The organism is Chloroflexaceae bacterium, from assembly GCA_025057155.1.
In the GTDB taxonomy this organism is placed as follows: domain Bacteria; phylum Chloroflexota; class Chloroflexia; order Chloroflexales; family Chloroflexaceae; genus JACAEO01.
Window position 1 is genome coordinate 195,871 of the sequence record JANWYD010000006.1, and the last position, 26,487, is coordinate 222,357.

At 66.4% G+C, this 26,487-nt stretch carries 17 protein-coding genes; 12 read left to right on the plus strand and 5 right to left on the minus strand.

Annotated features, from left to right (window positions below):
• Position 1 precedes the first annotated feature (1 nt).
• From NZU74_06955 to NZU74_06970, 4 genes are all read left to right on the plus strand, one after another.
• Positions 2–1,780 (plus strand): glycosyl hydrolase, encoded by a 1,779-nt coding sequence (locus NZU74_06955; GenBank protein ID MCS6881055.1) that lies wholly within the window; start codon positions 2–4, stop codon positions 1,778–1,780.
• A complete protein-coding gene (locus tag NZU74_06960; protein MCS6881056.1) occupies positions 1,761–2,201 on the plus strand; it encodes a hypothetical protein in 441 nt (146 codons plus the stop codon). Before NZU74_06955 ends, NZU74_06960 begins: the two co-directional genes overlap by 20 nt.
• 26 nt (positions 2,202–2,227) lie before the next feature.
• On the plus strand, positions 2,228–2,554 hold the full coding sequence (locus NZU74_06965; protein MCS6881057.1) for a hypothetical protein: 327 nt from the start codon (positions 2,228–2,230) through the stop codon (positions 2,552–2,554).
• A gap of 419 nt (positions 2,555–2,973) precedes the next feature.
• Positions 2,974–3,588, plus strand: a complete 615-nt coding sequence (locus tag NZU74_06970) for a methyltransferase domain-containing protein (GenBank protein MCS6881058.1) — start codon at positions 2,974–2,976, stop codon at positions 3,586–3,588.
• On the opposite strand, the gene NZU74_06975 is transcribed toward NZU74_06970, so the two are convergent.
• Positions 3,533–4,372: a DUF92 domain-containing protein gene (locus tag NZU74_06975; protein ID MCS6881059.1), complete on the minus strand. Its 840-nt coding sequence runs from the start codon at positions 4,370–4,372 to the stop codon at positions 3,533–3,535. The two genes, NZU74_06970 and NZU74_06975, sit on opposite strands and share 56 nt — an antisense overlap.
• Before the next feature lie 215 nt (positions 4,373–4,587).
• Complete coding sequence (ilvD, locus tag NZU74_06980) at positions 4,588–6,276, minus strand: dihydroxy-acid dehydratase (protein MCS6881060.1); 1,689 nt, start codon at positions 6,274–6,276, stop codon at positions 4,588–4,590.
• 552 nt (positions 6,277–6,828) lie between these two features.
• Between ilvD and NZU74_06985 the strand changes: the two genes are divergently transcribed.
• The 4 genes from NZU74_06985 to NZU74_07000 all read left to right on the plus strand — a co-directional run bounded on the left by NZU74_06985 (position 6,829) and on the right by NZU74_07000 (position 11,371).
• The gene (locus NZU74_06985) at positions 6,829–7,464 is read left to right on the plus strand and encodes a YsnF/AvaK domain-containing protein (GenBank protein ID MCS6881061.1); all 636 of its coding nucleotides are present in this window, start codon (positions 6,829–6,831) and stop codon (positions 7,462–7,464) included.
• Between the two features lie 122 nt (positions 7,465–7,586).
• A complete protein-coding gene (locus NZU74_06990; protein ID MCS6881062.1) occupies positions 7,587–8,570 on the plus strand; it encodes a YsnF/AvaK domain-containing protein in 984 nt (327 codons plus the stop codon).
• Positions 8,571–8,653: 83 nt separating this feature from the next.
• Positions 8,654–10,084, plus strand: coding sequence for a DUF4332 domain-containing protein (locus NZU74_06995; GenBank protein MCS6881063.1), 1,431 nt, complete (start codon positions 8,654–8,656; stop codon positions 10,082–10,084).
• Between the two features lie 252 nt (positions 10,085–10,336).
• Positions 10,337–11,371, plus strand: coding sequence for a DUF937 domain-containing protein (locus tag NZU74_07000; GenBank protein ID MCS6881064.1), 1,035 nt, complete (start codon positions 10,337–10,339; stop codon positions 11,369–11,371).
• Positions 11,372–11,632: 261 nt separating this feature from the next.
• On the opposite strand, the gene NZU74_07005 is transcribed toward NZU74_07000, so the two are convergent.
• The gene (locus tag NZU74_07005) at positions 11,633–12,835 is read right to left on the minus strand and encodes an MFS transporter (GenBank protein ID MCS6881065.1); all 1,203 of its coding nucleotides are present in this window, start codon (positions 12,833–12,835) and stop codon (positions 11,633–11,635) included.
• A gap of 212 nt (positions 12,836–13,047) precedes the next feature.
• On the opposite strand from NZU74_07005, the gene crcB reads away from it, so the two are divergent.
• Together crcB and NZU74_07015 are read left to right on the plus strand one after the other, a co-directional pair.
• Positions 13,048–13,428, plus strand: coding sequence for a fluoride efflux transporter CrcB (crcB, locus tag NZU74_07010; GenBank protein MCS6881066.1), 381 nt, complete (start codon positions 13,048–13,050; stop codon positions 13,426–13,428).
• Between the two features lie 27 nt (positions 13,429–13,455).
• Positions 13,456–14,775 (plus strand): DUF190 domain-containing protein, encoded by a 1,320-nt coding sequence (locus NZU74_07015; protein MCS6881067.1) that lies wholly within the window; start codon positions 13,456–13,458, stop codon positions 14,773–14,775.
• Between the two features lie 82 nt (positions 14,776–14,857).
• Here the strand turns inward: NZU74_07015 and NZU74_07020 are convergent, their stop codons facing one another.
• A complete protein-coding gene (locus NZU74_07020) occupies positions 14,858–16,015 on the minus strand; it encodes a CapA family protein (protein ID MCS6881068.1) in 1,158 nt (385 codons plus the stop codon).
• 96 nt (positions 16,016–16,111) lie between these two features.
• The gene (locus NZU74_07025; protein MCS6881069.1) at positions 16,112–16,783 is read right to left on the minus strand and encodes a dienelactone hydrolase family protein; all 672 of its coding nucleotides are present in this window, start codon (positions 16,781–16,783) and stop codon (positions 16,112–16,114) included.
• A gap of 548 nt (positions 16,784–17,331) precedes the next feature.
• Here NZU74_07025 and NZU74_07030 point away from each other — a divergent pair.
• Positions 17,332–17,739 carry a hypothetical protein gene (locus NZU74_07030; GenBank protein ID MCS6881070.1) on the plus strand — a complete coding sequence of 136 codons (408 nt, stop codon included), beginning with the start codon at positions 17,332–17,334 and terminating at the stop codon, positions 17,737–17,739.
• A gap of 145 nt (positions 17,740–17,884) precedes the next feature.
• Positions 17,885–26,467 carry a glycosyl transferase gene (locus NZU74_07035; protein ID MCS6881071.1) on the plus strand — a complete coding sequence of 2,861 codons (8,583 nt, stop codon included), beginning with the start codon at positions 17,885–17,887 and terminating at the stop codon, positions 26,465–26,467.
• Positions 26,468–26,487 lie beyond the last annotated feature (20 nt).

The window sequence follows — 26,487 nt, forward strand, 5'->3', positions numbered from 1 at the left end:
TATGACCCGGATCGTTCCCATTCTCCTGGCGCTCCTCGCGCTTACCGCCGCCGCGGCGCCACAGCCACCGCCGCACCTCGCTCCGGCGCCGCCATCAGGAACGCCGACGCACCCGCCGGTCTTTGGCCTCAACTCCCACCTGGCCACGCGCTACCCCGACCCGTCCTCGATGGACGTGCCGGCGGCCCTGGTGAGCGAACTGGGCGTCACCTGGGTGCGCGAGGACCTGCACTGGCACCGGGTGCAGCCCCGCCCCGACGTGTGGGACTGGACCTTCACCGATGCGGCGCTGCGCGCGCTGCTCAGCCGGGGGATCAACGTGCTAGGGGTGCTTGGCCCCTCGGTGGGCTGGGCCACGCCTTACCGCAACGACACTCCCAACGACGTCTCCTACTATGCGCCCGACCCGGACGCCTTCGTGAACTACGCGCGGGGGGTGGTCACCCGCTATCGCCGCTACGTCAAGCACTGGGAGATCTGGAACGAGCCGGACCTGGCAGTCTTCTGGCGGCCCGCACCCGACGCGGCGGCTTACGCCGACCTGCTCATCCGAACGGCAGCGGCGATCCGCGAGGTAGATCCGGAGGCGACAATCCTCATTGGCGGCGTCAACCCCTTCGATACCACCTTCTTGCGCGCCGTGGCCGAATACGGAGCCTGGAACAGCTTCGACATCCTGGCCATTCATCCTTATGTCAACCCATATGGTCCGGAGGACGGCAACCTGGCAGCGGCGGTGGCGGGTGTCCGGGCGCTGGGGCAGCGCTATGGCCCCAAACCGATCTGGGTCACCGAGGTGGGCTGGGCCAGCGGGCCGAGTGACCGGGACAGCAGCGGGCGCGCCGATGAACAGAGTCAGGCCAACCATCTGCCACGGGCCATGCTGATGCTGTGGGAGGCGGGGGCGGAGCGGATCTTCTGGTACAGCTTCAAGGACGATCCGGGCAACCCCTACGGGCTGATCCGCCTGGGGCGCGGGCGCACCGACTACAGCGCGCGCAAACCGGCCTTCGACGCCTTCCGCACCCTGAACCAGCACCTGGCGGACACGACCTACGTTGAGCGGCGGGACCTGTTCGAGCGGCGGGTGCTGGTGGATTTCGAGAGCGTCCAGGGATGGCGGCGGGTCAGCCAGCCGAACGGCACGCTCCGGCTGAGCGGCAATGCCTACCGGGGCGAGGGCAGCGCCGAACTCAGCTACAACTTCACCACGCGCCAGAACGACTACGTGGCCTTCGAGCGCGAACCGCGCCTCTCTCTGGAAGGCGCGCCCTACGCGATCGGCGCGTGGGTCTACGGTGACGGCAGCACGCACGGGCTGAAGGTGTGGATCCGCGACGCCGAGGGCGAGGTGCTCCAGTTTGTCCTCGGCCCGGTCGGCGCGCCGGGCTGGCACTTCCTGCACACCCCCATCGGCGGCGAGGTCGAGCCGGGTAATGTGATCGTCCCCGGCGGCAACCAGCGGGTGGACTTCCCGGCGGCTTTGCAAGCCATCGTCCTCGATGACATCGCGGACGCCTTCGTCGGCGGAGGCACGATCTGGATTGACGACCTGAGCGCCATCCACGGCCACGAAATCTACGACCTGCGGCTGGAGCGCAACGGCGAGGCGCTGGATGTGCTGTGGTCGCCGCCGGGCGCGCGGGTCACACTGGCCACCCAGAGCGCAGAGGCGCGCCTGATCGGGCGCGACGGCGCCGAGCGCGCCCTGCCGGCGGAAAACGGCCGCCTGCGCCTGACGGTGGGGCCGGAGCCGATCTATGTGTGGCATCGAAGATGATGTGATTGTGGATTTTGGATTTTGGATTGCCGTATCTGGCGTCCCAGGCAGATCTGATGATGATGCGCCAGCGCAATTTCCCACAGGAATTGGCATGAGACGATACACACTATTGCTGGTCGGATTGGCGCTGCTAACGCTTACCGGGTGTGGACAGGCATCACCCGCACAAAGGACGCATCCTGAACCACACCCATCACCAACGACGTCCTCCGGGGGAGCATCTGATAGCCGCGCTGCTGAAACACGAAATCCAGCAACTAGGGAACCGGCGTCTGGTCAAGTCTCCACATCAGGGTCAGACATCCAGATTATTCAGTGGCAAGGATTTCAAATCTCTCTCCCCGGCAACGCCGTATTCCATGAAGAACAGCCATCCATTTTCATTAACGATTTTCCGGTCAAAATTCGCGAAAAATAATATACGCAGAAACAAGCACAACAGGGTTGATTGAGGAACCTGTTGGCCCAATTTTTAGCATTATTGATTTTGATGGCTCGATCCATGATTGGCTTGAACTTGAGCGAAAGAACACAACAAGCATGTCAGGAAACAGGGTTGATGAACAAACTGTGCATAAGAAAACCATTGCGGATTTGCCTGCGATAATCTATCAACGTCTCGTGATTGGCACAGGCGACATGACCTATGCAATCATCGATGTAGATAAGAGTTCAAAAGCTGACAAGGATCAATTGCTGTTGATCGCTTACGATGCTTCATTCGAACCTAATAATTTGATCATTGCTAATTTAGCACGTACAACTGATTAGCTCTACCTTGTCACTTGCCGCGGCTTCCGCTGCGAGGAGGTTCGGAGGGATCGCACCCCTCCGCGCTTTCCCCTTCCAGGTGCAGCGCGGCTTCGCCGCACCAGGAAGGGCGGATCTCCGGGGTCTGCGGCCACCGCAGCCCCCGCCAGGGGCAACGTGACAAAGTAGAGTTAGTCTGTGAATTCAGTTTTTTGCCAACCCTCCCCCGCCGGGGGAGGGCGTCCGGCGCCTCCCCCCAACGGGGGGAGGCTGGGAGGGGGGCGGAAATGCCAGCAAACTTACGTTACAGACTACTGGATTGATCAAGGGATAATAGCATTTGGCTGGAGAAGATTCGCAGAAGACGGCATCCCCCTGCACCTCGCCTGAACGGTAGTGCAACAGACCACACAGCGAAACAATGTCTAAGGAGATCGCCAATGATCGATCATTTCGACCTGATCGCACCCTTTTACGATCGGCTCATCGGTCCGCCGGATCTGGAGCGGCTGCGGGAGGTGCTGGACGTGCCGCCGGGGGGGCGCGTGCTCGACGCGGGTGGCGGCACGGGGCGCGTGGCAGTCCATCTGCGCGCTCTGGCTGGCGAGGTGGTGATCCTCGACCGTTCGGCGCCGATGCTGCGTCAGGCGCGGGCCAGGGGCCTTGAGGCGCTGGCCGGCGATGTGACACGCCTGCCCTTTCCCGACGCCACGTTTGATCGGGTCGTGGTGGTTGACGCGCTGCATCACTTTACCCGACCGGCGGAGGCCATTCGCGAGTTGTTGCGCGTGTTGCGCCCCGAGGGCCGCCTGGTGATTGAGGAGCCGGACATTCGCCTGGGAGTAGTGAAACTCGTCGCCCTGGCCGAGCGACTGCTGCTGATGAACAGTAGATTCTTCGCGCCGGCGGAGATCATCCAGATGATAAAAGCCTGCGGGGTCCCGGCGTGGGCCGTGGCCGACGATCGCTTCGCAGCCTGGGTGATCGCCGATAAGGGTCTCAGGCCAGAGTCAGGAATACCAGCACGGCAATCAACCCGCCAACCAGCGAACTGAGCAGGTTGACCATATCATTATTCATCCAGCGCCAGCCGCGCACAAAAGTGTTGGGCGTGCCGTCTTTGCCAACCGTTTTTTCGGTCTCCTTGCCGTTGGGGTAGCGGTAGATCGCCTGCACCGTCGCGCCCATCAGACTATCGGCCAGCGAACCGCCCAGACCGCCGAGCACGGCCGCGGGCAGGATCCACCACTGCCATATCAGCGGCTGACCGGCGAGGCTCTGGCCGATCCCCAGGCTCAAGAACATGACCAGGCCAATCAGCAGCCCGCCAAGGGCCGAAGCCGTGGTGCCCAGGAGCGAGATGCCGCCCGAGGTGCCCGGCTCTACTGGCTTGCCGGTGGTGATCAGGCGCGGGCGATGGGGGCTGAGCACCCCCAGTTCCGTTGCCCAGGTATCAGCGGTAACGGTCGCCATCACGCCGATAAAGAGGGCCAGCAGCGCCGGCGGCCCGCCGAGCAGGGCGTAGAGCAAGGCCAGCAGCGCCCCAACGCCGCCATTGGCCAGGGCCTGGGCCAGGTCGCGCCTGCCGCCCTTGGCGAACTTCTCGGCTGCGCGCTGTTCCTTAACATGCTCCTTGTAGTGCGACAGCGCGCTGCTGCTGACGAAAAACGCGATCAGCGCCAGACCCCAGGCCCAGCCGCCAAAACCCATGGTCGCCGTGCCGGTGAGAATGGCGCCGGCCCAGCCCCCCATCGTCAGCGACTGGCGCCAGTAGGCCAGCCCGCCGATGGCCGTACTGAGCAGTAAGCCCAGGCCGATTTGTGAGACATCAACGCCCACGGAGTCCTCCGGGTTTTATCAGGAATTGTAGAGCTGTGGAGGTGTGGAGGTGTGGAGATGTAGGCAGCGGGTGGAGCTGCGCCAACGATCCGCTCGGTCTTGCCAGCGGCGAGTGAGTGAGCAGATGTGGAGCTCCAATGTTGAGCTGTGGATCTGTTCGTACACCTCCACACCTCCACACCTCTACACCCCCACATCTCCACACCTCCACACCGCTACCAGGCTCCCGGCAGATCGGTCACTGCGCCAAGGCTCGCCGAAGAGACCAGGCGCGCATACTTGGCCAGCACGCCGCGGGTGTAGCGCGGAGCGGGCGGGGTCCAGGCAGCCCGGCGGCGGGCCAGTTCGTCATCAGAGACATTGAGCTGGAGCAGGCGAGCATCAGCGTCAATCGTGATGCTATCACCCTCCTGGACGAGGGCGATGGTTCCCCCAACCGCCGCCTCCGGGGCGACGTGGCCGACGACCAGGCCGTAGGTGCCGCCGGAGAAGCGCCCATCGGTAATCAGGCCCACGCTGTCACCCAGGCCCGCGCCGATAATCGCCGAGGTAGGCGCCAGCATCTCGCGCATCCCCGGCCCGCCTTTAGGTCCCTCGTAGCGGATTACCACCACGTCGCCGGCGACGATCTTGCCGGCCAGGATCGCTTCCAGGCAAGACTCCTCATTGTCAAAGACGCGCGCCGGGCCAGTGATGCGGCGCTGCTTGATGCCGGTAATCTTGGCCACGCAGCCCTCTTCGGCCAGATTGCCGCGCAGAATTGCCAGATGCCCCTGGGGATAGATCGGGGCGTCGAAGGGCCGGATCACGTCCTGGCCCTCTGGCGGCGCATCGGGCACGCCAGCGAGCGTCTCGGCAATGGTCTGCCCGGTGATTGTTAGCGCGTCGCCATGGAGCAAGCCGGCGTTGAGCAGCAGCTTCATCACTTGCGGCACCCCGCCCACCTGGTGCAGATCAGTGGCGACATAGCGCCCGGAGGGCTTCAGGTCACAGAGCACCGGCACCCGGGTGCGGATGGTCTCAAAGTCGTCAATACTGAGCGGAACCTCGGCGGCGTGGGCGATCGCGAGGAGATGCAGCACGGCATTGGTCGAGCCACCCAGAGCCATCACCACGCTGATGGCATTCTCGAAGGCCTTGCGGGTAAGGATCTGGCGCGCGGTGCGGTTGGCGCGAATGGCCTCGACCAGCACCTCGCCGGAGCGGGCGGCGCTTTCGGCCTTCTCCGGGTCCTCGGCGGCCATCGTAGAGGAGCCGGGCAGACTAAGCCCCATGGCCTCGATGGCCGAAGACATGGTGTTGGCGGTATACATTCCGCCGCAGGAGCCGGCGCCGGGGCAAGCGTGGCGCTCGATTTCGAGCAGTTCGTGCTCATCAATACGGCCCGCGCTGAACTCACCGACGGCCTCGAAGGCGCTAACGATAGTCAGATCGCGGCCCTTGTAGTGGCCGGGCTTGATCGTGCCGCCGTAGACGAAGATGCTGGGAATATCCAGCCGGGCCATGGCGATCAGCGCCCCGGGCATATTCTTATCGCAGCCCCCAACCGCCAGAATGCCGTCCATCCGCTGGGCATTGACCACCGTCTCAATCGAGTCGGCAATCACCTCACGGCTGACCAGGGAGAACTTCATGCCCTCGGTACCCATCGAGATCCCGTCGCTGACGGTGATGGTGCCGAAGATCTGGGGCATGGCCCCGGCGGCACGGATGGCCGCCTCGGCCCGCGCGGCCAGGGCGCCGAGGCCGGCGTTGCAGGGCGTCAGCGTGCTGTGAGCATTAGCCACCCCGACAATCGGCTTGCTAAAGTCCTCGTCGCGAAAGCCCACGGCGCGCAGCATCGCCCGGTTCGGCGAGCGCTGGGGGCCTTCGGTGATCAGCCGGCTGCGGCGATTGTCCGTCATTGGTCGCCTCCTCACAAAGGATCATCTGTCCTGGCGCACCGGTCAGCGAGCCTGAGGGCAGGCGCCCTTCCTGCCGCGAGCCGGGGGCGCCCTTTATTGTACCAGTTTCTGCCGCGATGCAAACACCGGCGACGGGCTGCCGGCCAGCGGCTATTCTCCTCTGAGCTGGCCAAAAGTCGAGCCGGGCGACTAGCCGCCTGGCCGATCCAGCTGTGGGCCGCCGGAGCGATACTGCCTGCGGTGCGAAAAAACGAAACCGGCCAGAAAACGGCCGAACCGTTTTAGTTGCAGCGCGGTGATGACGCCGCGTTGATGCTAAGCGCCAGCGGCAACAGGCTCTACAGTCGCCGAGGGCGAGATCACCCCGCTGGCGCTGCCGCTTGCATAGCTGTCTGGTGCTGCCTTCTAATGAGCCAGACCTGAGACGGCATACTTATCGTGTGTCCCTGAACCTCCGTCTGGAGGGCGCCAGGCGTAATTAAAGTCTACAAAGCTGGTCATTCCCCACCCCACATTACTCCTAGTGCCGGCAAGGTGCACGAGACATCTGGTATGAAACCAGCCAAGGTCATTCATCCTGACGGCCAGGTCGGCACAATCACCGGGCAGATCACGTCTCCAGAGGGCGCCAGCCAGGTTACGATCACCTTTGCCGACGGCGCGCGTCTGGTGGCGCCCCTCCAGGAACTGATTCGCCAGGATGACGAAACCTACCTGCTTCCCACCGAACTTGCCCGGGCCGTTGACACCGCGGCCAGCCAGACAGAACTGACCGAAGAGATCGTTATTCCCGTCGTCGCCGAAGAGCTAACGATCAAGCGCCAGCGCGTACAGCGCGGCGCCGTCCGCGTGCACAAGCGGGTGGCCACGCGCGAAGAAGTCGTTGACGAGCCGACAATCCGCGAGGAGATCCACGTCGAGCACGTTCCGGTCAACGCGCTGGTCGAGGGTGAGCCGCCGCAACCCCGCACCGAGGGGGACGTGTTTATCATCCCCATTATCGAGGAGGTGCTGGTGGTCGAGCGACGGCTCTTACTCCGAGAAGAAGTGCATATCTCGCGGCGCCGCACCACGATCAGCAACCCCCAGCGTGTCACCCTCCGCCGCGAATATGTCGAGGTTGAGCGTATCCCGGCCGAGCCAGAGGCGACGCCGGACGCGAACACCGCGTCGCAAGACCTCGCCTGACATCCCCGCACAGGGCGACGTATCCCTTACCGTCACTACGCGCGGCATACGAGCGACCTGACTGCTCGCGCCGACGCTGGTGAATAAGCGTGACTAAACCTTAAGGAGGAGAGGAGAGAATCATGCGCACCGTAATCGGCCTGTTCGACGACCGTGACGAGGCGATGAAGTGCTACAACTACCTGATCGAGGAAGGTGTAGCCAGGGCTGACCTGGACATCCTGACCAACGATGACGTTACTGACCAGCCCAAGCTGGCCCACATGCGGACCTGGGTGCCTGAGCCTGATGTGAACGTCTACCTCGAGGGCGTGCGCCAGGGTGGCACGCTGATCACCGCCAACGTCGCCGATAGCGCGGCCGCCCGCGTGGCCGAGATTATGAGCGGCTTCAAGATGGTCAACATCAAGGAGCGCGCTGCCCAGCTCCAGCAGGCCGCCCCGGAGCCCGAAAGGGCCAGGCTGACCCTCAGCGACCCTGCCACTAATGAGCAGGTGCTCGAGGTGATCGAGGAGGAGCTCGAAGTCGGCAAGCAGCAGATCGAGCGTGGTCGCATGCGCATCTACAGCGTCGTGACCGAGCGCGAGGCCACCCAGGACGTGGCACTGCGCGACGAGACGATCAAGATCCAGCGCCGCCCGGTCAACCGCGCGGTGAGCGCCCGCCCCGACCTGTTCAAGGAGCGCTCCTTCGAGATGGTCGAGATGGATGAGATCGCCCTGGTCAACAAGGTCGCCCGCGTGATCGAGGAAGTCAGCCTGGGCAAGGAAGTCAGCGAGCAGATCCAGACGATTAAGGAGACGCTGCGCCGGCAGGACGTCGAGATCGAGGAGATCAAGGCTCTGCCCCCCTTCGAGGCCTACAACACCGACTTCCGCGCCTTCGCCAACGAGAAGCTGGCAGCCAGGGGCCTGACCTGGGAGGATGCCCTGCCTGGCCTGAAGTTCGGCTACCAACTGGCCACTACTGAGCCCTTCCGCTCGAGCCCCTGGAGCGCCGTCGAGGCCGACGCTAAGAAGATCTGGGAGCAGAAGAACCCGGGCACCTGGGATCAGAACAAGGCCATCGTGCACTACGCGTGGGAGAAGGTGCGCAGCGTGCGCTGACGCATCTTACGTGCTCGCTCAACGGCGGCCGGGACAGACCCGACCCTGTCCCGGCCGTTGTAGAGGATGAGGAGAAAGAAGGGATGGCAATATCGATCGACTCAATCGCCGGTCTCGATCCAAAGATCAGGAGCCGCCTGCGCGCCGTCGGCATTGAAGATATTGAACAGTTGCTCGCGCGAGGAGCAACCTCGGAAGGTCGCGCGCAGCTTATGTCGGCGACCGGACTGAGCGAGGCGGAAATCCAGAAACTCCTGGATGCCGCATCACAGATGGGCGGTGCAAGTAAGGTTGGCGTCTACGGGGCGCAGACAACCGCAGATGATTATGGTGCGCGCAAGGTCGGCGTATACGGGGAGAGCACGCCGCCGCCGGAGCCTGTGCGCGCACAACCTACGCCTGTTCGCACCCCCGCGCCTCAGCCTAGAACGGTTGTCGAGGAGCAAAGGGGCTTTCCATGGTGGCTCCTGCTCCTGCCGCTGCTTCTGCTTGCCCTGCTTGGGCTGTTCTGGTGGCTCAATCAGCGCCAGCAGGTCGCAACCACGGCGCCAACGCCTGTACCGGCTGCTCGAGCCACGGTGGCGCCAACGGTTGTCGCAACTGTCGCGCCAACGGCGGTTCCCACTATAGCGCCCACTGCCCCGCCGGTTGCGACGCTTCCTGAGATTAAGCCGTTGAGCGGCGGCGCCGCCCTGGCACTCGGCACCACCAGCATCATTGAGGGCAAGGGGAAGCCAGGCGCGGTCCTGGAACTGCTGGACGGCGATACGGTGGTGGGAACGACCACCGTTGACGCCAACGGCAACTGGCGCTTCTCTTACACCCCCACGACTCCGGGCGCGCGCACCCTGAGCGTCCGCGAGCAGGGCGCTACCACGGGTGCGACCATTGACGTGACGGTTGAGGGCGCCCCGCCTGCCGCTGCGATCCCGGAGATCAAGCCCCTGAGCGCAGGCAACACCCTGCTCCTCGGCGCCCCTGCCGTCATTGAGGGCAAGGGAACGCCAGGTAAGATTGTGGAACTGCTTGATGGCGACACGGTAGTAGGGACTACTACTGTTGATGCCAATGGCAACTGGCTGTTCGCCTACACCCCCACCGCTGCGGGCGCGCGCACGCTGAGCGTCCGTGAGCAGGGCGCCACCACGGCTGCGACCATTGATGTAACGGTCGAAGATGCACCCACGGCGAGCGTCACCGGCGTAGTGGCCGGCATTGACCCGGCGACCCTGCCACCCGGGGCGGTACTGCGCATCCAGATGGCCGACTTTACCGGCAGCGGGCCCGCGCCGCTCATCGCCGAGCAGATCATTCCGCTCGACGGTAAAGCCGCGCCATTCCCGTTCAAGTTCATCTACGATCCCCGGCGGGTCAACCCTGAGAAGGACTACAACGTCCAGGGCAATATCATTGACGCATCGGGGAAAATGATTTACACCACCAACAAGGAGTTCCTGGTAGTAACGAAGGGTCGGCCAGGCGACGTCGAGGTGACAATGGTTCCGGCGAGCTAAGGCAAAGACAACGCGCCCCGACACGATAGGCATGTTCCGCGACCAGACACGGTCTCACTGCGCGGCCTTCTGCATAACCGTTCGAGGAGGTGTAGAGGGCTGCGCTCACTGTGATAGTTCCGCCCGCGGCAGCCACGTCCGGTTTTTGATCGAGCGCGCGTCTGCCGCGGGCGGAACCGGGCCTGGGGGGAGTCGCAGCCTCCCGCGTTCGCAACAGCGACCCGGATGTGAACAATAGTTAGGAGGAGCAACATGGCCGGGATACTCGACGAACTGACGAAGATGGTGACCCCTGACATGATCAACCAGATCGGCGGCGCCCTTGGCATGGATCCGTCGCAAGTCAGCAAGGGGCTGGAGGCCGCGGCCCCGGCTGTGCTTGCCAACCTGAACCATCAGGCCAGCACGGCCGGCGGCGCCGAGGCGCTGCTTGGCTCGTTGACCAAGGCGGGCGCGGCGGGACCCGACAACCCCCTTGGCGGGCTGATGAGCGCCCTCGGAGGCGGTGGCGGCGATGTGCTCGGCGGCCTCCTTGGCGCCGTCGGCGGCGGCAGCAACGATCTGGTCACCAGTCTCCTCGGTCAGGGTGTCAACGCCTTCAGCGGCTCGCTCTCCAAGAGCCTTGGCTTCGACGTTAAACCCATGCTGATGATGGCCGTGCCTGTCGTCGCCGGGATGGTGAATAAGGCGATCAAGAGCGGCAACCTCGATGCCGCTGGTCTACAACAGTTGCTTCGGACCGAGGTGAACGACTTCGAGATGAATCCGGCCAACGCCGAGACTATGAAGATCGTCAAGTCGGCCGTAGCCGCCAGCGAGCAGTTCACCACGCTGCGCAGCAAGTTCACCGACGACGAGTGGGAGCAGATCAAACTGGCCCCGGTTGCGGCGCTCTACCTGATCGCCTCCGCCTCGCCCTCAGGCTTTGGCGGGGAAGCCAAAGAGATTGCCGCAGCCGCCGCGGCCCTTGCCGAGCAGGCCGGCTACGGCGACGAGGTTTCGGTGCTGCGCAATGCCTTTGCCAACGGCCTCGACACCGCGAAGCTCGATGCGCTACGGCAGCAGGCCCACAGTCGTGAGGAGATTGTCCACTACCTGCGCAGCGCGGCGGCGATTATCAAGGCCAAAGCCCCCGCCGAGGCCGAGCGGTTCCGCACGATGCTGGTTGAGGTCGCCACGAAGGCCGCCGAGGCGGCCAAGGAGGGCGGCTTCCTCGGCTTCGGCGGCAAGCTGGTCTCCGAGGCAGAGTACGCCGCGATTGAGGAGATCCGTCAGGCCATTGCCTGACATCCGTCCTGAGTGTTAGATATGGAACGCGGAGGGCTTGCGCCCTCCGCATTCGTTTGTTTTTCAAGGGCGGGGGCGGGGAGGTGGAGAAACCGGATCTCCCACGTTCCTGCGCCTTGCGGAGCTGTTTACTTCCGATACCACCTGGAGCATAGCCACCTCTTGCGCCGCAATCCAACTCTGACAAGTTAGACGGATCGCCGTTCGGCAACGTCACTGCCAGCCGGCGCTCCAGGTTGCGCCGACGCAGTTGCGCGCCCCTCACCGGCCCGCCGCGCCCCGGCGCGCCAGCACCAGCAACACCATGAGCGCCAGGGCCTGCAGGCTCACCGAGAGGACGATCAGCGCCGGCAGCGCCAGGTCGTAGAGCACCCCCAGCGCCGCGCTGCCAGCGAACCAGGCGACACCATAGACGGTGTTGAATAGACCAAAGGCCGTGCCGCGCCGCTCCGCCGGGGCCAGCCGGGCAACCGCCGCGCGCAGGATCGACTCCTGCGCGCCGAGGCCCACGCCCCAGAGCGCCATGCCCAGGGCTACCGACGCCGGCCCGCCGAAGAAGACCAGCGGCGCGAAAGCCAGCGCGAGCGCCCCCGCCAGCAGCAGCGCGGCATAGCCGACCCGATCAAACAGGGCGCCGAAGAGCAGCGCCGCCCCTGCGTCCACCGCCATGGCCATGGCGTAGAGCGCCGGGATCCACGCCGACGACACCACGGCGGTCCGTTCGAGATGGAAGGCAATGAGCGGGAAATCGGCGAACCCGGCGGCGATCAGCCCCACCGCGGTCAGGTACAGCCAGAAGTCGCCCGTGAAGCCGCGCGAGGTCAGCGGCGGCGTTGCGCCGGCCAGGCCATCAGGCTGCGGAAAGCGCGCCCGCGCCGCCAGCAGCGTCAGGATCGTGAGCACCCCCGGGATCAGCAACAGAGCGAAAGCAAGCCGGTAATCGCCGCGCCAGGCCAGCACCGCCGCCAGCGCCAGCGGCGCAGCGATGGCGCCGATCTGGTCGAGGGCCTCGTGCAGTCCGAAGCCCTTGCCGTGACCGATCGAGCGCGTGGCGTAGGAGAGCAAGGTGTCCTTCGCCGGGCTGCGGAGCGCCTTGCTCATACGCTCCAGCGTCAGCAACACCACTGCCACCTGCCACGTCCCCGCCAGGGCCAGCGCGGGCACCACTACGGCCGTCGTGGCGTATCCGGCAATGGTGAAGGCCCAGTAGCGCCGGGTCCGATCACTGAGATAGCCGAAGACCAGCCGCAGGCCGTAGGCGATCAGTTCGCCCGCCCCGGCCACCAGACCCACAATCGTGCCGCTGGCGCCGAGCAACGCCAGGTAGGGGCCGCTGATGCTGCGTCCGCCCTCGTAGACCATGTCCGCCAGCAGGCTGACCAGCCCCATCAGCAGGACAAAGTTCAGGGCGCGCTGGCGCAGTTCCGAGGTGTCCGTCACAGTGGATGGGGTTGAGGATTGCATAGGGCTATGATAGCATAGCTCCCCATGGCCGGCGTCGTTCAGGTTTACCGCAGAGGACGCGGAGGACAGGCTTCTTGCAACCCTCTGCGCCCACCGCGCTCTCTGCGGTGAGAACGTGTTCTGCGCATGTGAACGCTATGCCGGGGAACCCGTTTCCCCACATCTGCGGTACAATACACCCCACGATAGGTACGCCCCGTGGGAGGCCACGCATGCTTAACCTGGTCGCGATTGCGCTGGGCGCCGCGATTGGCGCCAACCTGCGTTACGGCCTTTCCACCTGGGCCGCGCAGCGCCTCGGCACCGCCTGGCCCTATGGCACCTTTATCGTGAACGTGCTGGGGTGTCTGGCCATCGGCATTCTGCTGACCCTCGCAGCTACCCGCCTATCCCTCAGCGAGCCGTTACGTCTTTTCCTGGTAACCGGCCTGCTGGGCGGGTTTACGACCTTCTCGACCTTTGGTTATGAGAGCTTCACCCTGATAACCCGCGGCGACTGGCTCGGCGCCGGCCTGTACATTGGCGGCAGCGTGGTCGTTGGATTGGCGGCGGTGTTCCTCGGAGTAGGCCTGGTGCGCGTGTTCGGACCATGATCCGCGATGGCGCGGAAGGAGACCTCCATGGATCAGGAGATGTACCAGCAGGTCTGGGTCTACATTGACGAGAGCGACCGGCTGCGCGGCCGCGCGCTCTCGCTGCGTATCCTTGACGCCCTGCGCGACGCCGGCTGCCCTGGAGCGACCGTCCTGCGCGGCATTGGCGGTTACGGTGTCCACGGGGTCGTCCACACCGACATGGCAGTGGAACTGGCCAGCCATCTGCCCCTGATCATCACCTTCATTGACCGCGCCGAACGGGTCGCCCAGGTTCTGCCGACGCTGCGCGCGTTAGTGACCGAAGGGATGATCACCATCACCCCGGTAACGATCGTGCAGGCCGGCCATCGCGCTGCCGGACCATTCCCACGGCATCTGACCGTCGCCGATGTGATGAGCCGCAACGTGGCGTGGGTGCAGCTTGACACACCGGCCTCGGAGATCGTCAGACTATTGATTGACCGCGCGCTGCGGGCCGTGCCGGTGGTGGATGCTGAGCGGCGGGTGGTGGGTATTATCACCGATGGCGACCTGTTGAGCCGTGGCGTGACCACCCTGCCGCTGCGCCTCAAGCAGTTGTTGCCGATTGAAGAGCGGGGTGAACGCATCGCCTCCCTCGCGGCCAAACCGCAGCGCGCCGCCGATCTGATGACCCCCAATCCGATTACGCTGCAAGAAAGCGCCTCTCTTGCCCGAGCCGCTGCGGTGATGAACGACCACAATCTCAAGCGGCTGCCGGTGGTGGACGATGCGGGACGTCTGGCGGGCATGGTCAGCCGTCTTGACCTGCTCCAGACCGTGGCTGAGCGGGTGCGCCAGCGCCCGGAGCAGCCGCTGAAATTGCCCCAGGGCGCTCCCGCGACCGTCGGGGAGTTGATGATTACCGATGTGCCTACCGTCTATCGCGATACACCCCTGGCAGAAACCCTTGAGCGGCTGCTGGAGACGGAAAAACGGCGCGTGGTGGTGATTGATGAGGACCGGCGGGTCGTGGGTATTATCACCGATGGCGACGTGCTGCGGCGGGCCGGGCGCCGCGTCCAGCCTGGAGCGGTGCAGCGCCTGGCAGCCTGGTTCGCTGGCGGCGAACGCCCCGAGGGGCTGGAAGTGGCAGCCCAGGGCCGCACCGCCGCCGATGTGATGAGCAGCCCGGTGTTCACCGTCACCCCGGCGACGCCAACGACCGAAGCCATCCGCCTGATGATGGCCTACAAAATCAAGCGTCTGCCGGTCGTTGATCAGGAGGGACGTTTGTTAGGCATGATTGGCCGGGCCGCCGTCCTTAGCGCCCTGGCGCACAGGGCCGACGATTCGCCGGCAAGCGCCTCGAGCCCGTCCATATAACTCCTGCCGAAGAGCGGCACGGCGCCCTCGCCTTCCCCGAGGCAAGGAAAGAGAGTTGCCGAGAGGCCTCACGACCCGGCGCCTACCAGCGCACCTCCAGGGTCTCATCGGGCCGAAGCGCCACCACAACCCCGCCCTTGCGACTGACACGGCTGAGCCGCCGGGCCAGCCATCCGGCTTCTTCGGCAGTCGCACGCCACAGGCGAAAGCGCCGGCGCCGGAAAGGCAGCAGACGCGTTTCCACGAGACGCCCATCAGCATCCAGGGTGGCGAGGATGATGATGCCCAGATCGGGCCGGTACTCCTCGTAGCCGCCGATGCCCTCATAGTCGTTGATCAGGTCGCCGCAGCCGTAGAGGATCAGACGCTCCCGATAGACCTCGATACCCAGGGGATGGTGCGAAGAGTGCCCGTACACCAGATCAACCCCGGCAACGGTGATCAACTGCCGGGCGAAATCCCGGTGCTCGGCGGGGACGGCATAGCCCCAGTTACCGCCCCAGTGCAGCGAGACCGCCACCCGGTCGCCTGGCTGGCGCGCGGCGCGAATGTGCTCGGCGACGCGCGCCAGGCTGCGAGGGGAGAGATCCTCGAGCAGGTTGACGCCCGCCTGCTCCGCGGTGGCGGCCCAACTGAAGGGGATGCCGCTAGAGGGCAGACCCCAGGCCCACAGCAGCACGCGGCCCCGTCCCGGCCAGGCGAACGCCACGGGCGCGGCGGCCTCAACGCAGTTCAGACCGGCCCCGACGGTGCGCATGCCCGCCTCCTGCACGCTGCGCAGCGTCTCGCGCAGCCCCTCGCGGCCCCAGTCGAGCACGTGGTTGTTCGCCAGTACGCAGCAATCCACTCTCGCCACCGTCAGGCAGGAGAGATTGGCCGGATGCATGCGGTAGGTGATGCCCTTGTCGGGCCAGGGCGCATCACTGGTCGTGACGGCCGTTTCGAGGTTGATCAGTAGCGCATCGGGAGCCTCACGCTCAAGCTGCGGCAGCGCATCGCCCCAGATGTACGCCGGATCAACCGGCCGGGGAATAGGACCATTCACCCGCTCGGCTAAGGCGACGTATACGGTCGCGCTGCGCACGAAAGACTCGTAGATGGTCGGGTCGCCCGGATGCGGAAGCGCCTGATCAATCCCGCGCCCGGTCATCACATCACCGCACAGGGCAAGGACGACGCGCGAGGTTAATGCCGGCGCATCCCGGCGCATCTGACCCTCTTCATCCAACTCCTGTTGCATAGACTGCGCGCGCATCATCCCCAGGTCTCACCGGAACGCCCCGCAATCCAAAATCCAAAATCCAAAATCCGAAACGGGTAGGATTGCCCACATCCATCACCGCAGCCAGCGCGCGAACCACTCGCCAGCGAGTCGCGCCACCTCCTCCAGCGCGCCTGGCTCCTCGAAGAGATGGGTCGCTCCAGGCACGACTGCCAGCGACGACTGCGGCGGCAGGGCAGGCAGTACGGCCTGATTCAGCGCGAGCACCTCGCGATCGGCGCCGCCGACGATGAGCAGCGTCGGTGCGCGCACCGCCTTGAGGTGCGCCGCGGCCAGGTCGGGGCGGCCGCCCCGGGATACAACTGCCGCGACCAGATCCGGACGCTCCGCGGCGGCGATGAGGGCGGCCGCCGCGCCCGTGCTGGCCCCGAAGTAGCCATACGACAGCGCGCTGGTTTCGGGCAGGGCGCGCATCTGCTCGGTCGCGTTGAGCAGGCGATAGCTCAAGAGCGGAATATCGAAGCGCAGATGGCGCGTAACCGCATCACGGGCCTCTTCTTCAGCCGAAAGCAAATCGAAGAGCAGAGTGGCAAAACCCGCCTGGTTCAACTGCTGTGCCACGAAGCGGTTGCGCGGGCTAAAGCGGCTGCTGCCGCTGCCATGGGCAAAAATGACCAGGCCCCGCGCCTCTGCCGGATGCACCAGGCTGCCCGCAAGGGTCAGACGGTCAATCCGTAGACGCACCGGAACCTCCCTAGCGCCCTGGTCGTACATGCGCTCCGTCATGGCGGACCTGCCTTCGTTTTGTGGGTAAGCCAGAAAAGCGGCATAATGCCGCCCGCCACCAGGGTAGCACGTCTGAGGGGAGGAAGAGGAGCGAAGAGCTTCACACGGGGTGAGAGTTTTGTCACCGGGGTCGTGAGCATGAAGCCCGGCATCCCCCCATAACCTGGCTATCAGACAAGGAGATGTGGCCCAACCTTCCACGTTGGGCCACCAGGTTATCTTCCTCCACCCCATGCTGACAGGATTCTAATAAACTTCTTATATTGCGTCCCTCCAGAACAGGTATCATAATCAGTCGTTGGAGGGTATCGTCCTTCAGGTGACGGCGAGTGGAGCATTGCGTCTGGCCCGCACTCCGGGGTGATACCTGCCCGACAGCGGTCAATGGCGACATAGTGTGGAGGGAACCTTCTACAAGCCGAGGCTTCGCCCCGACCAGAGTGCTCGCGGTCCTCAAACGTAGCTAAGGGATGACATGCGCTTGCTTCCAGTGACGCCTCTCCCGGTCTACGCCAGGCTCGCCGTCGATTAGCAAAGGAGGTGGAACGATGCAAATCGGCTCGACACTGCTGACTTGCCCGAACTGCGGCGCTGAATGGGCTTCGCCGAGCGCCACGGTATGCCACGTGTGCCATTACGCGCCCGCCGAGGTTCTCACAGCCCGATCCGCCGCCCCGCGTTCCGCGGCTGAGTTGCACACAGCGCTGGACGAGCTGTTGAACCGGGCCCGCCGCGGCGGGTTGAGCGCCGAGACGATCCTCAAGGTGTTGCAAGACGAACTGGCCTTCGCTGCCGATCTCCTCCAGCCTGGCCGCCGTCATCTCGTCCAGATCCTCGACCTTGGCCCCCAGGAAGCGGGACTCCGCGAACCCCTCACTGGCAATCGCCGCACCATGCTGCCGGCCCGACCGGTGGTGACGCAAACCAGGGTGTCCGCCCCGGCAAGGCGCCTCTAGGGTGTGTTTCAACCGCGCTTGACAGTGTGACCCTCACCTCCACATCTCTACAGCTCTACACCTCCACAGATTGGTTTTGAGGAACGGCAGAGCACCTGTCAGGCTGGAACATTCAAGGCCGGAACGAGCCCAGGTCACGTGCGCCATGGATCTTGCTATCCAGTGGGCTGCGCTGAACCGCAGCCTCAAGACGATCACGGCCTCGATGCGCCGTACCCTCCCCGCGGCGATTGGCGGCGTGGTGATGCCGCCGGTCGCCCGCGGGCCCGAGCTGTTCAATGTCGAGCAGCTCGAACAGCATGCCCGCACCCTCGCCAGCAGCCATCGCGTGGGACACCCGCTGCTGAGCCTGCCTGGCGCATTGATGCTTCAGGTGGCCCAGGACGAACGCGATTTGCTGCGCGCCTACCGCGTGCTCGCCGAGGAGGCCCGCCAGCGCAAGATGACCCTCCCCGCCGCGGAGTGGCTCCTGGACAATATGTACCTGGTACGCGACCAGATCCGCGAGATCCGCCAGGATCTTCCCGGCGGCTACTATCGTGAACTGCCGAAGCTGGCTGGCGGTCCCTACCGGGGCCGGCCGCGCGTCTATGCCCTGGCGCTGGAGTTGATCCTGCACAGCGATGGCAGAATTGACCATGAGCGCCTATTGCGCTACGTGCTGGCGTATCAGTCGGTCGCCCCGTTGACCATGGGTGAGCTGTGGGCCGTGCCGATTATGCTCCGCGTGGGCCTGGTCGAGTATCTGGCGCGGCAGGCGCGTCTGGTGCTCGATGTGCGCGCCCAGTACGCCGAAGCCGACGCCTGGGCTGAGCGCCTGCTGGCGCGACCGGACGGTCCCGCCGAGACGCACCCGGTGCTGCGCGAACTGGCGCAGCGGCATCCCCACTTGCTCCTGCCCTTCGCCGTGCAGTTGCTCCGCCGTCTGCGCAATTACGATGGCGAACGCGACGCCTCCGGGCTGATCGCCTGGCTGGAAGGCCAGTTACCCTCCCGTAGCGCCGAAGAGGTAGTGCACATCGAGCATCAGCGGCAGGCGGCCATTCAGGTCTCGGTGGGCAATACCATCACCAGCATGCGCACCCTCAACGCTATTGACTGGGCCGACTGGTTCGAGCAGGTCAGCCTGGTCGAGCAGGTGTTGCGCCAGGACCCGGCGGGAGCGTACCCGCGCAGCACCTTCGCTACCCGCGACCGCTACCGCCACGAGGTTGAGCGTCTGGCGCGAGGGAGCGGGCGTAACGAGGTGGACGTGGCGCGCCAGGCGCTGATCCAGGCCACTCGCGCAGCCGCTGCCGGCGAGGGGCCGCGCCTGGCCCATGTGGGCTATTACCTGATCGGCCCCGGACGGACGCCGTTCGAGGCCCTGCTCGGCTACCGCGCCGGCCCCGGCGAAGTGGCTCGGCGAGCGCTGCTGCGCCATCCCGCTCCTGTGTACTTCGGCGCGATCGCCGCCATCACCGGCGCGACTGTCGCGACCGGGCTGCGCCTGGCCCGACCGTCGCGCCAGACTCCGGACCAGGCGCCGCATCCCGCGCTCCAGGCCCTGGCTGCCGGGCTGCTGGCCCTGCCCGCCAGCACCCTGGCGATCGAACTGGTCAATCGGGCCGTGGCGCACCTGCTGCCGCCGCGTCTGCTGCCGCGCCTCGACCTGCGGCACGGCATCCCCGTCGACCTGCGCACCATGGTGGTCGTTCCTACCCTGTTGCTGACCCCGGACAGCGTGCGGCGCCAGCTCGAGTCGCTGGAGGTGCTCTACCTGGCTAACCAGGACCCGCACCTGCACTTCGCCCTGCTGAGCGACTTCGCCGACGCGCCGCAGCCTCAGATGCCCGAAGACGAGCAACTGCTCGCCGTGGCCCGCGAGGGCATTCTGGCCCTGAACGCGCGCTACGGCCCCGACCGCTTCTTCTTGCTGCACCGGCGCCGCCTGTGGAATCCCCGGCAGGGGTGCTGGATGGGCTGGGAGCGCAAGCGCGGCAAGCTGGAGGAGTTCAATCGCCTTCTCGCCGGGGCCACCGACACCACCTATGAACTGCTGCTTGGCGACCTGAGCGTGCTGCCGCAGATCCGCTACGTTATCACGCTCGACGCTGACACGCAGCTCCCCCGCGACGCGGCCCGGGCGCTGATAGGCACCCTGGCCCACCCGCTCAATGCCGCAGTGGTAGATCCGCGAACCCGCCGCACCGTCGAGGGCTACGGCATTCTCCAGCCGCGGGTGGGCATTGACCTGCCGAGCGCACTGGCCAGTCGCTTCGCGCGGATCTTCTCCGGCAATGTGGGCATTGACCCCTACACCACTGCCGTGTCCGACGCCTATATGGACCTGTTTGGCGAGGGGATCTTCGTCGGCAAAGGCATCTACGATCCGGCAGTGTTGCGCCAGACGCTGCACGCCCGCTTCCCGGAGAACACGCTACTCAGCCACGATCTGATCGAGGGCAACTACGCGCGTGTGGCGCTGCTCTCCGATGTTGAGCTGATTGACAGTTACCCGACCACCTACGCAGCCTACGCGGCCCGGCAGCACCGCTGGGTGCGCGGTGACTGGCAGATCGCCTACTGGCTGCTCCCCTGGACGCCGACGGGCAGCGGGGCATGGGCGCCAAACGTGCTGCCGCCGCTGGCGCGCTACAAGATCTTCGACAACCTGCGGCGCAGCCTGGTCGCGCCGGCCTCGGTGACGCTGCTGGGTCTGGGCTGGCTGTATCTGCCGGGGCGCGCCTGGGTCTGGACGCTGGCCGCCGCTGCGCCGTTGAGTGTGCCGCTGCTGTTTGAACTGGCCGACGCGCGCTTCTGGCTGCTCGGCTGGCGCTCGGCCCAGCGGCGGCAGGCCAAACTGGCGGCCCTGCGCGCCGAGGGGCTGCGGCTGCTGATCAACATCGCCCTGTTGCCTGACCAGGCGGCGCTCAACGTGGACGCGATCACGCGCACGCTGGCGCGCATGCTGATCACCCGACGCCGGCTGCTGGAGTGGGAGACGGCGGCCCAGGCCCAGTTGCGCCTGCGGCGCTCCTGGGATCGGGCGCTGCGGCGCACGGCTCCGGCCCTGGCAGTGCTGGGGCTGCTGGGTCTCACCCGGCCCCGGCAGGCGCTGGAGGCTCTGCCCGCCGCTGCGCCGGTGCTGGCAGCGTGGGTCGGCTCGCCGGCCCTGGTTGGCTGGCTTGACCGGCCCTACCTGGCGCCGCAGCCCGAACCGCTCACCGCCGATGACACTGCGCTGCTGCGCCGCCTGGCCCGCACCACCTGGGCCTACTTCGAGCGCTTCGTGGACGAAGAGGGCCATTATCTGGCGCCCGACAACTTCCAGGAAACGCCGGCTCCCCTTGTGGCCCCGCGCACCTCGCCGACCAACATCGGCCTGCAATTGCTGGCCGACCTGGCCGCCTATGATTTCGGGTACGTCTCTTTGAGCGAACTGACCACGCGCAGCGAGCGCGTGTTCGCCACCCTGGGGCGCCTCGAACGCTACCGCGGGCACCTGCTCAACTGGTACGACACCCGCACCCTGCGCCCGCTCCCGCCGCTGTACGTCTCCACGGTGGACAGCGGCAATCTGGCCGGTCATCTGATCGCCCTGGCCCAGGGCTACCTGGGGTTGGAGCAGGCGCCAATCATTGGCCTGGCGGCCCTGGCAGGGCTGCAAGACGCCCTGATGCTCGCGCGCGACCATCTGGAGGAGGATGACCCGCTGCGCGGACGGCTGATGGAGGTGGAGCGCCTGCTCGACACGCCTCCCGAAAGCCTGCGCGGCTATCGCGAGCGCCTGACGCAGGTGCTCGAGCGCACCGAAGAACTGCGCCTGAGCGGCGCGGCCGCCGACTGGCTGCGTGCTGCGCGGCGCCAGGCCCGCGCCCATCTGGAGGACCTGGAAACCCTGGCCGGCGCGGAGAGCGAGTCGGACGGACCGGCGCCAACCCTGGGGGAACTGGCGGCGCGCAACGAGGCCGCGGCGCGCCTGCTCGAGCGCCAGGCGGCGATTATCGCCCAGGCCCGCGAACTGGCCCTGGGCATGGATTTCCGCTTCCTCTACGACGAGACCCGGCGCATCTTCGTCATCGGCTACAACGTCAGCGAGGGACGCCGCGACAACTCCTTCTACGATCTGCTGGCCTCCGAGTCGCGGCTGGCGAGCTTTGTGGCCATCGCCAAGGGCGACGTGCCCAAGGAGCACTGGTTCCACATCGGGCGCACCTTCACTCCCGCTGCCGGGCCGGCGACCCTGATGGCCTGGAGCGGCACTATGTTCGAGTACCTGATGCCGCAACTGGTGATGGCCACCTTCCCCGAAACGCTGCTCGACGCCACAGTGCGCGGCGCGGTCGCGGCGCAGATCGCCTACGGGGCCCGCAAGGGCGTGCCCTGGGGCATCTCCGAGTCGGCCTTCAATAGCCGCGATCTGGCGATGAATTATCAGTACCGCGCCTTCGGCGTGCCGGGCCTGGGGCTGAAGAGCGGCCTGGCCAACGATCTGGTGGTGGCGCCCTACGCTACGACGCTGGCCTTGAGCGTGCAGCCGCACGCGGCCGTGGAGAACCTGCGGCGCCTGATTGACCTGGGAATGTGGGGCGCCTATGGCCTCTACGAAGCGGTGGACTTCACCCCTGAACGGCTCCCGCCGGGCCAGCGGCACGCCATCGTGCGCTCCTTCATGGTTCACCATCAGGGGATGAGCCTGGTGGCCCTCGACAACGCGCTCCACAACGAGATTATGCAGCGGCGCTTTCACCAGGAGCCGATCATCCGCGCCACCGAGCCGCTGTTGCACGAGAAGATCCCCGAAAGCGCGCCGATCCAGTTGCCCGAAGACGTGGCCGAGGCCCCGACAGTGGTTCTGCCTGTGGTCCCCACGTCGCGCCAGTTCGCCAGTCCGGGCACGGCATCGCCGTACACGCACCTGCTGGGCGGTCCGGTCTACCGTGTGATGCTTACCAATGCTGGCGGCGGCGCCAGTTTTTACAAGGACCTGGCGGTCACCCGCTGGCGCCCCGATGGCGCCCGCGACTGCTGGGGCAACTTCATCTACCTCCGCGATGCCCGCAGCGGGCTGGCGTGGTCGGCGGGCTACCAGCCCCTGCGCCGCGAGGGGCAACAGTACCGGGTGCGCTTCAGCCTGGAGAAGGCCGAGTTCCTGCAACAGATCGGCGGCATCGAAACGCGCATGGAGGTAACGGTCTCGCCGGAAGACCCGGCGGAGGTGCGGCGCATCACTCTGACGAACCTGGGCGCTGCGCCGCGCGAACTGGAGGTCACCAGCTACGCCGAGCTGGTGCTGGCGCCGCCCATGGCTGAAATGGCTCACCCGGCCTTCGCCAATCTGTTCGTCGAGACCGAGTTCGTGGCCGAGCGGGGGGCCCTGCTGGCCTCGCGCCGTCCCCGCGCGGCGGACGGCGAGCGCCCCTACGCGGTGCACGTGGTGGCGGCCCGTTCCGGGGTGGTGGGCGAGGTGGAGTTTGAAACCGACCGGGCAACCTTCCTGGGGCGGGGTCACAGCCCTGCCCACCCGGTGGCCCTGGACCGACCCCTCAGCGGCCGCGCGGGCGCGGTGCTGGACCCGATCTTCAGCCTGCGACGGCGCGTGCGCATCGCTCCGGGGGCCTCGGTGCAACTCTTCTTCACCACCGCCGTGGGCGCTACCCGCGAAGAGGCCCTGCGCCTGGCCGATAAATACTGCGACCCTCTGGTAGGCGCGCGGGCCTTCGACCTGGCCTGGACCCAGGCCCAGGTCGAACTGCAAAGCCTGAACCTGGACGGTGACGCGGCCCACCGTTATCAGCGCCTGGCGGCCTTCGCCATCTTCCCCGACCCACTGCGGCGTGCCGCGCCTGAGGTGATCGAGCGCAACCGCAAGGGACAGCCCGGCCTGTGGGCCTACGGCATCTCCGGCGATGATCCGATCGTGCTGGCGCGTATTTCCACGCCTGGCGAGCTGGGACTGGTGCAGGAACTGTTGCAGGCCCACGAGTACTGGCGGCTGAAGGGGCTGCGGGTCGAACTGGTCATCCTCAATGAGGAAACCGGCGGCTACCTGCACGAGTTGCACGAGCAACTGCTGGCGCTGATCCGCAGCGGGCGAGCCGGAGGCTGGCTCAACCAGCGCGGCGGCGTCTTTGCGCTGCGGGCCGACCTGATGCCTGAAGAGGACCGCGTGTTGCTCGAAAGCGCCGCGCGGGTGGTGCTGGCGGGCCGGCGGGGCAGCCTGGCCCAGCATCTGCGGCGCCGCGAAGCGGATACGGCGCCGCTGCCCCAGATCCTTGCCGTCCCCCCCGCGGGACCGGCTCTGCCCCCTGGCGAATCGCTCGCGCTGCGCGGCCCTTACGGCGGCTTTGCTCGCGACGGCGCCGAATATGTGATTGAACTGGCGCCCGGCCAGTACACGCCCGCGCCGTGGATCAACGTGATCGCCAATCCGCGCTTCGGCTGCATCGTCTCGGAGCGCGGCGCGGGCTACACCTGGTCAGAGAACAGCCGCGAGAACCGCCTGACGCCCTGGTCAAACGACCCGGTTGGCGACCCGGCGGGCGAGGCCCTCTACCTGCGCGACGAGCGCGACGGCGCGGTCTGGTCGCCCACCCCCTGGCCGCTGGGCGCGGGCCACTGGCGCGTGCGCCACGGCTTCGGCTACAGCGTCTTCGAGCACCGCCGCCACGGGATCGGGAGCAGGCTGACCATCGGCGTGGCGCCCGAGGACCCAGTGAAGTTCTACCGGCTGGAGTTGACCAACGAGAGCGACGACGAGCGCGAGCTGACCCTGACATTTTATGTCGAGTGGGTGCTGGGGGTATTCCGCGAGCAGATGGCGCCTTTCATCGTGACCATGGCCGACGAGGAGCGCGGGGCGCTGCTGGCGCGTAACGCCTACAACCACGAGTTTGGCGAACGGGTCGCCTTCATCGCCGCCAGCGAGCCGGCCTCCTTTAGCGGGGATCGCAAGGCCTTTATCGGACGCAACGGCGATCTGACCGGCCCGGCGGCGCTGCTGCGCGGCGGCCCGCTGGCGGGCCGCGCTGGCGCCGGCCTGGACCCCTGCGGCGCGCTGCGCTGCATGATGCGGCTGGCCCCTGGCGAACGGCGCACGCTGGTGCTGCTGCTGGGACAGGGCGCCAGCGAGAGTGAGGCATGGGCGCTGATCGAGCGCTACCGCAACCCCGCCGCGGTTAGCGCCGCCCTCGAACAGAGCGCCGCCTCCTGGAACGCCCGGTTGAGTCAGGTCCGCGTGCGCACACCAAGTGCGGAACTGGACGTGCTGCTCAACGGCTGGCTGCTCTACCAGACCCTGAGTTGCCGCATCTGGGCGCGCTCGGCCTTCTACCAGTCGGGCGGGGCCTACGGCTTCCGCGACCAACTGCAAGATGTGCTGGCGCTGCTGCACACCGAACCGGCGCTGGCTCGCGAGCACCTCCTGCGAGCGGCCGCGCGGCAGTTCGTCGAGGGCGACGTGCAGCACTGGTGGCACCCGCCGACCGGGCGCGGCATCCGCACGCGCTTCTCTGACGACTACCTCTGGCTACCCTTCGCGACCTGCCACTACGTCCGGCTCACTGGCGACAGCACCGTGCTCGACGAAACGGTCCCCTTCCTCGAAGGCCGGCCCCTGGCCGACGACGAGGCGGAGTACTACGACTACCCCACCGTCTCCGAGGAGCGAGCCAGTCTCTACGAGCACTGCACGCGGGCAGTGGAGCTGGCCCTGCGGCGCAAGGGGACGCACGGTCTGCCATTGATGGGCGCCGGAGACTGGAACGACGGGATGAATCTGGTCGGCGCGGGCGGCCGGGGCGAGAGTGTCTGGGTCGGCTGGTTCCTGATCGTGGTGCTGCGCGCTATGGCCGAAGTGGCCACAGCGCGCGGCGACAGTGAACGTGCCACACGCTACGCGGCGGCGGCGCGCGAGCAATTGGCGGCGCTGGAGGCCAGCGCGTGGGACGGGGCCTGGTACCTGCGGGCCTTCTACGACGACGGCGCGCCCCTCGGTTCGGCGCGCAACGATGAATGTCGGATTGACTTGCTGCCCCAGGCCTGGGCGGTGATCGCCGGCGGCGACCCCATCCGGGCGCGCCAGGCCATCGAGTCGGCAATGGTCCACCTGGTGGACCGCGAGGCGCAGCTCATCCGGCTCCTGACGCCGCCGTTCGACCGCAGCGAGCAGAACCCTGGCTACATCAAAGGCTACGTGCCGGGCGTGCGCGAGAATGGCGGACAGTACACCCACGCGGCGACCTGGCTCATCTGGGCCTGCGGGATGCTCGGCGCGCGGGCCGACGCCTATGCCCTGCTCGAGATGATCAATCCGGTGCGTCACGCCAACACCCGGCCCGAAACCTACAAGGTCGAACCGTATGTCATCGCCGCCGATGTGTACGCCGCCGAGCAGCACCGCGGGCGTGGCGGGTGGACCTGGTACACCGGCTCGGCGGGCTGGCTCTATCGCCTGGGGCTGGAAGTGATCCTGGGGCTGCGGCGCGAAGGGGCGAGTCTGCGCGTGCAGCCCTGCGTGCCGCCTGAGTGGCCGGGCTACGAGGTGGCCTACCGCTACGGCGAGAGCGTGTACCACATCCGCGTGGAACGCCTGCCCGAAGAACCCGGCTCGGACCTCGAAACCCTGCTCGACGGCGAACTGTTGTCAGACGGGCGCATCCCTCTGCGCGACGATGGAAGGACGCACGAGGTAATCGTGCGAGTCGCCAGGGTCACAGAGGCCGAGAGCGCTTCTCAGAAAGGTTGACGCAAAGACGCGACGACGCA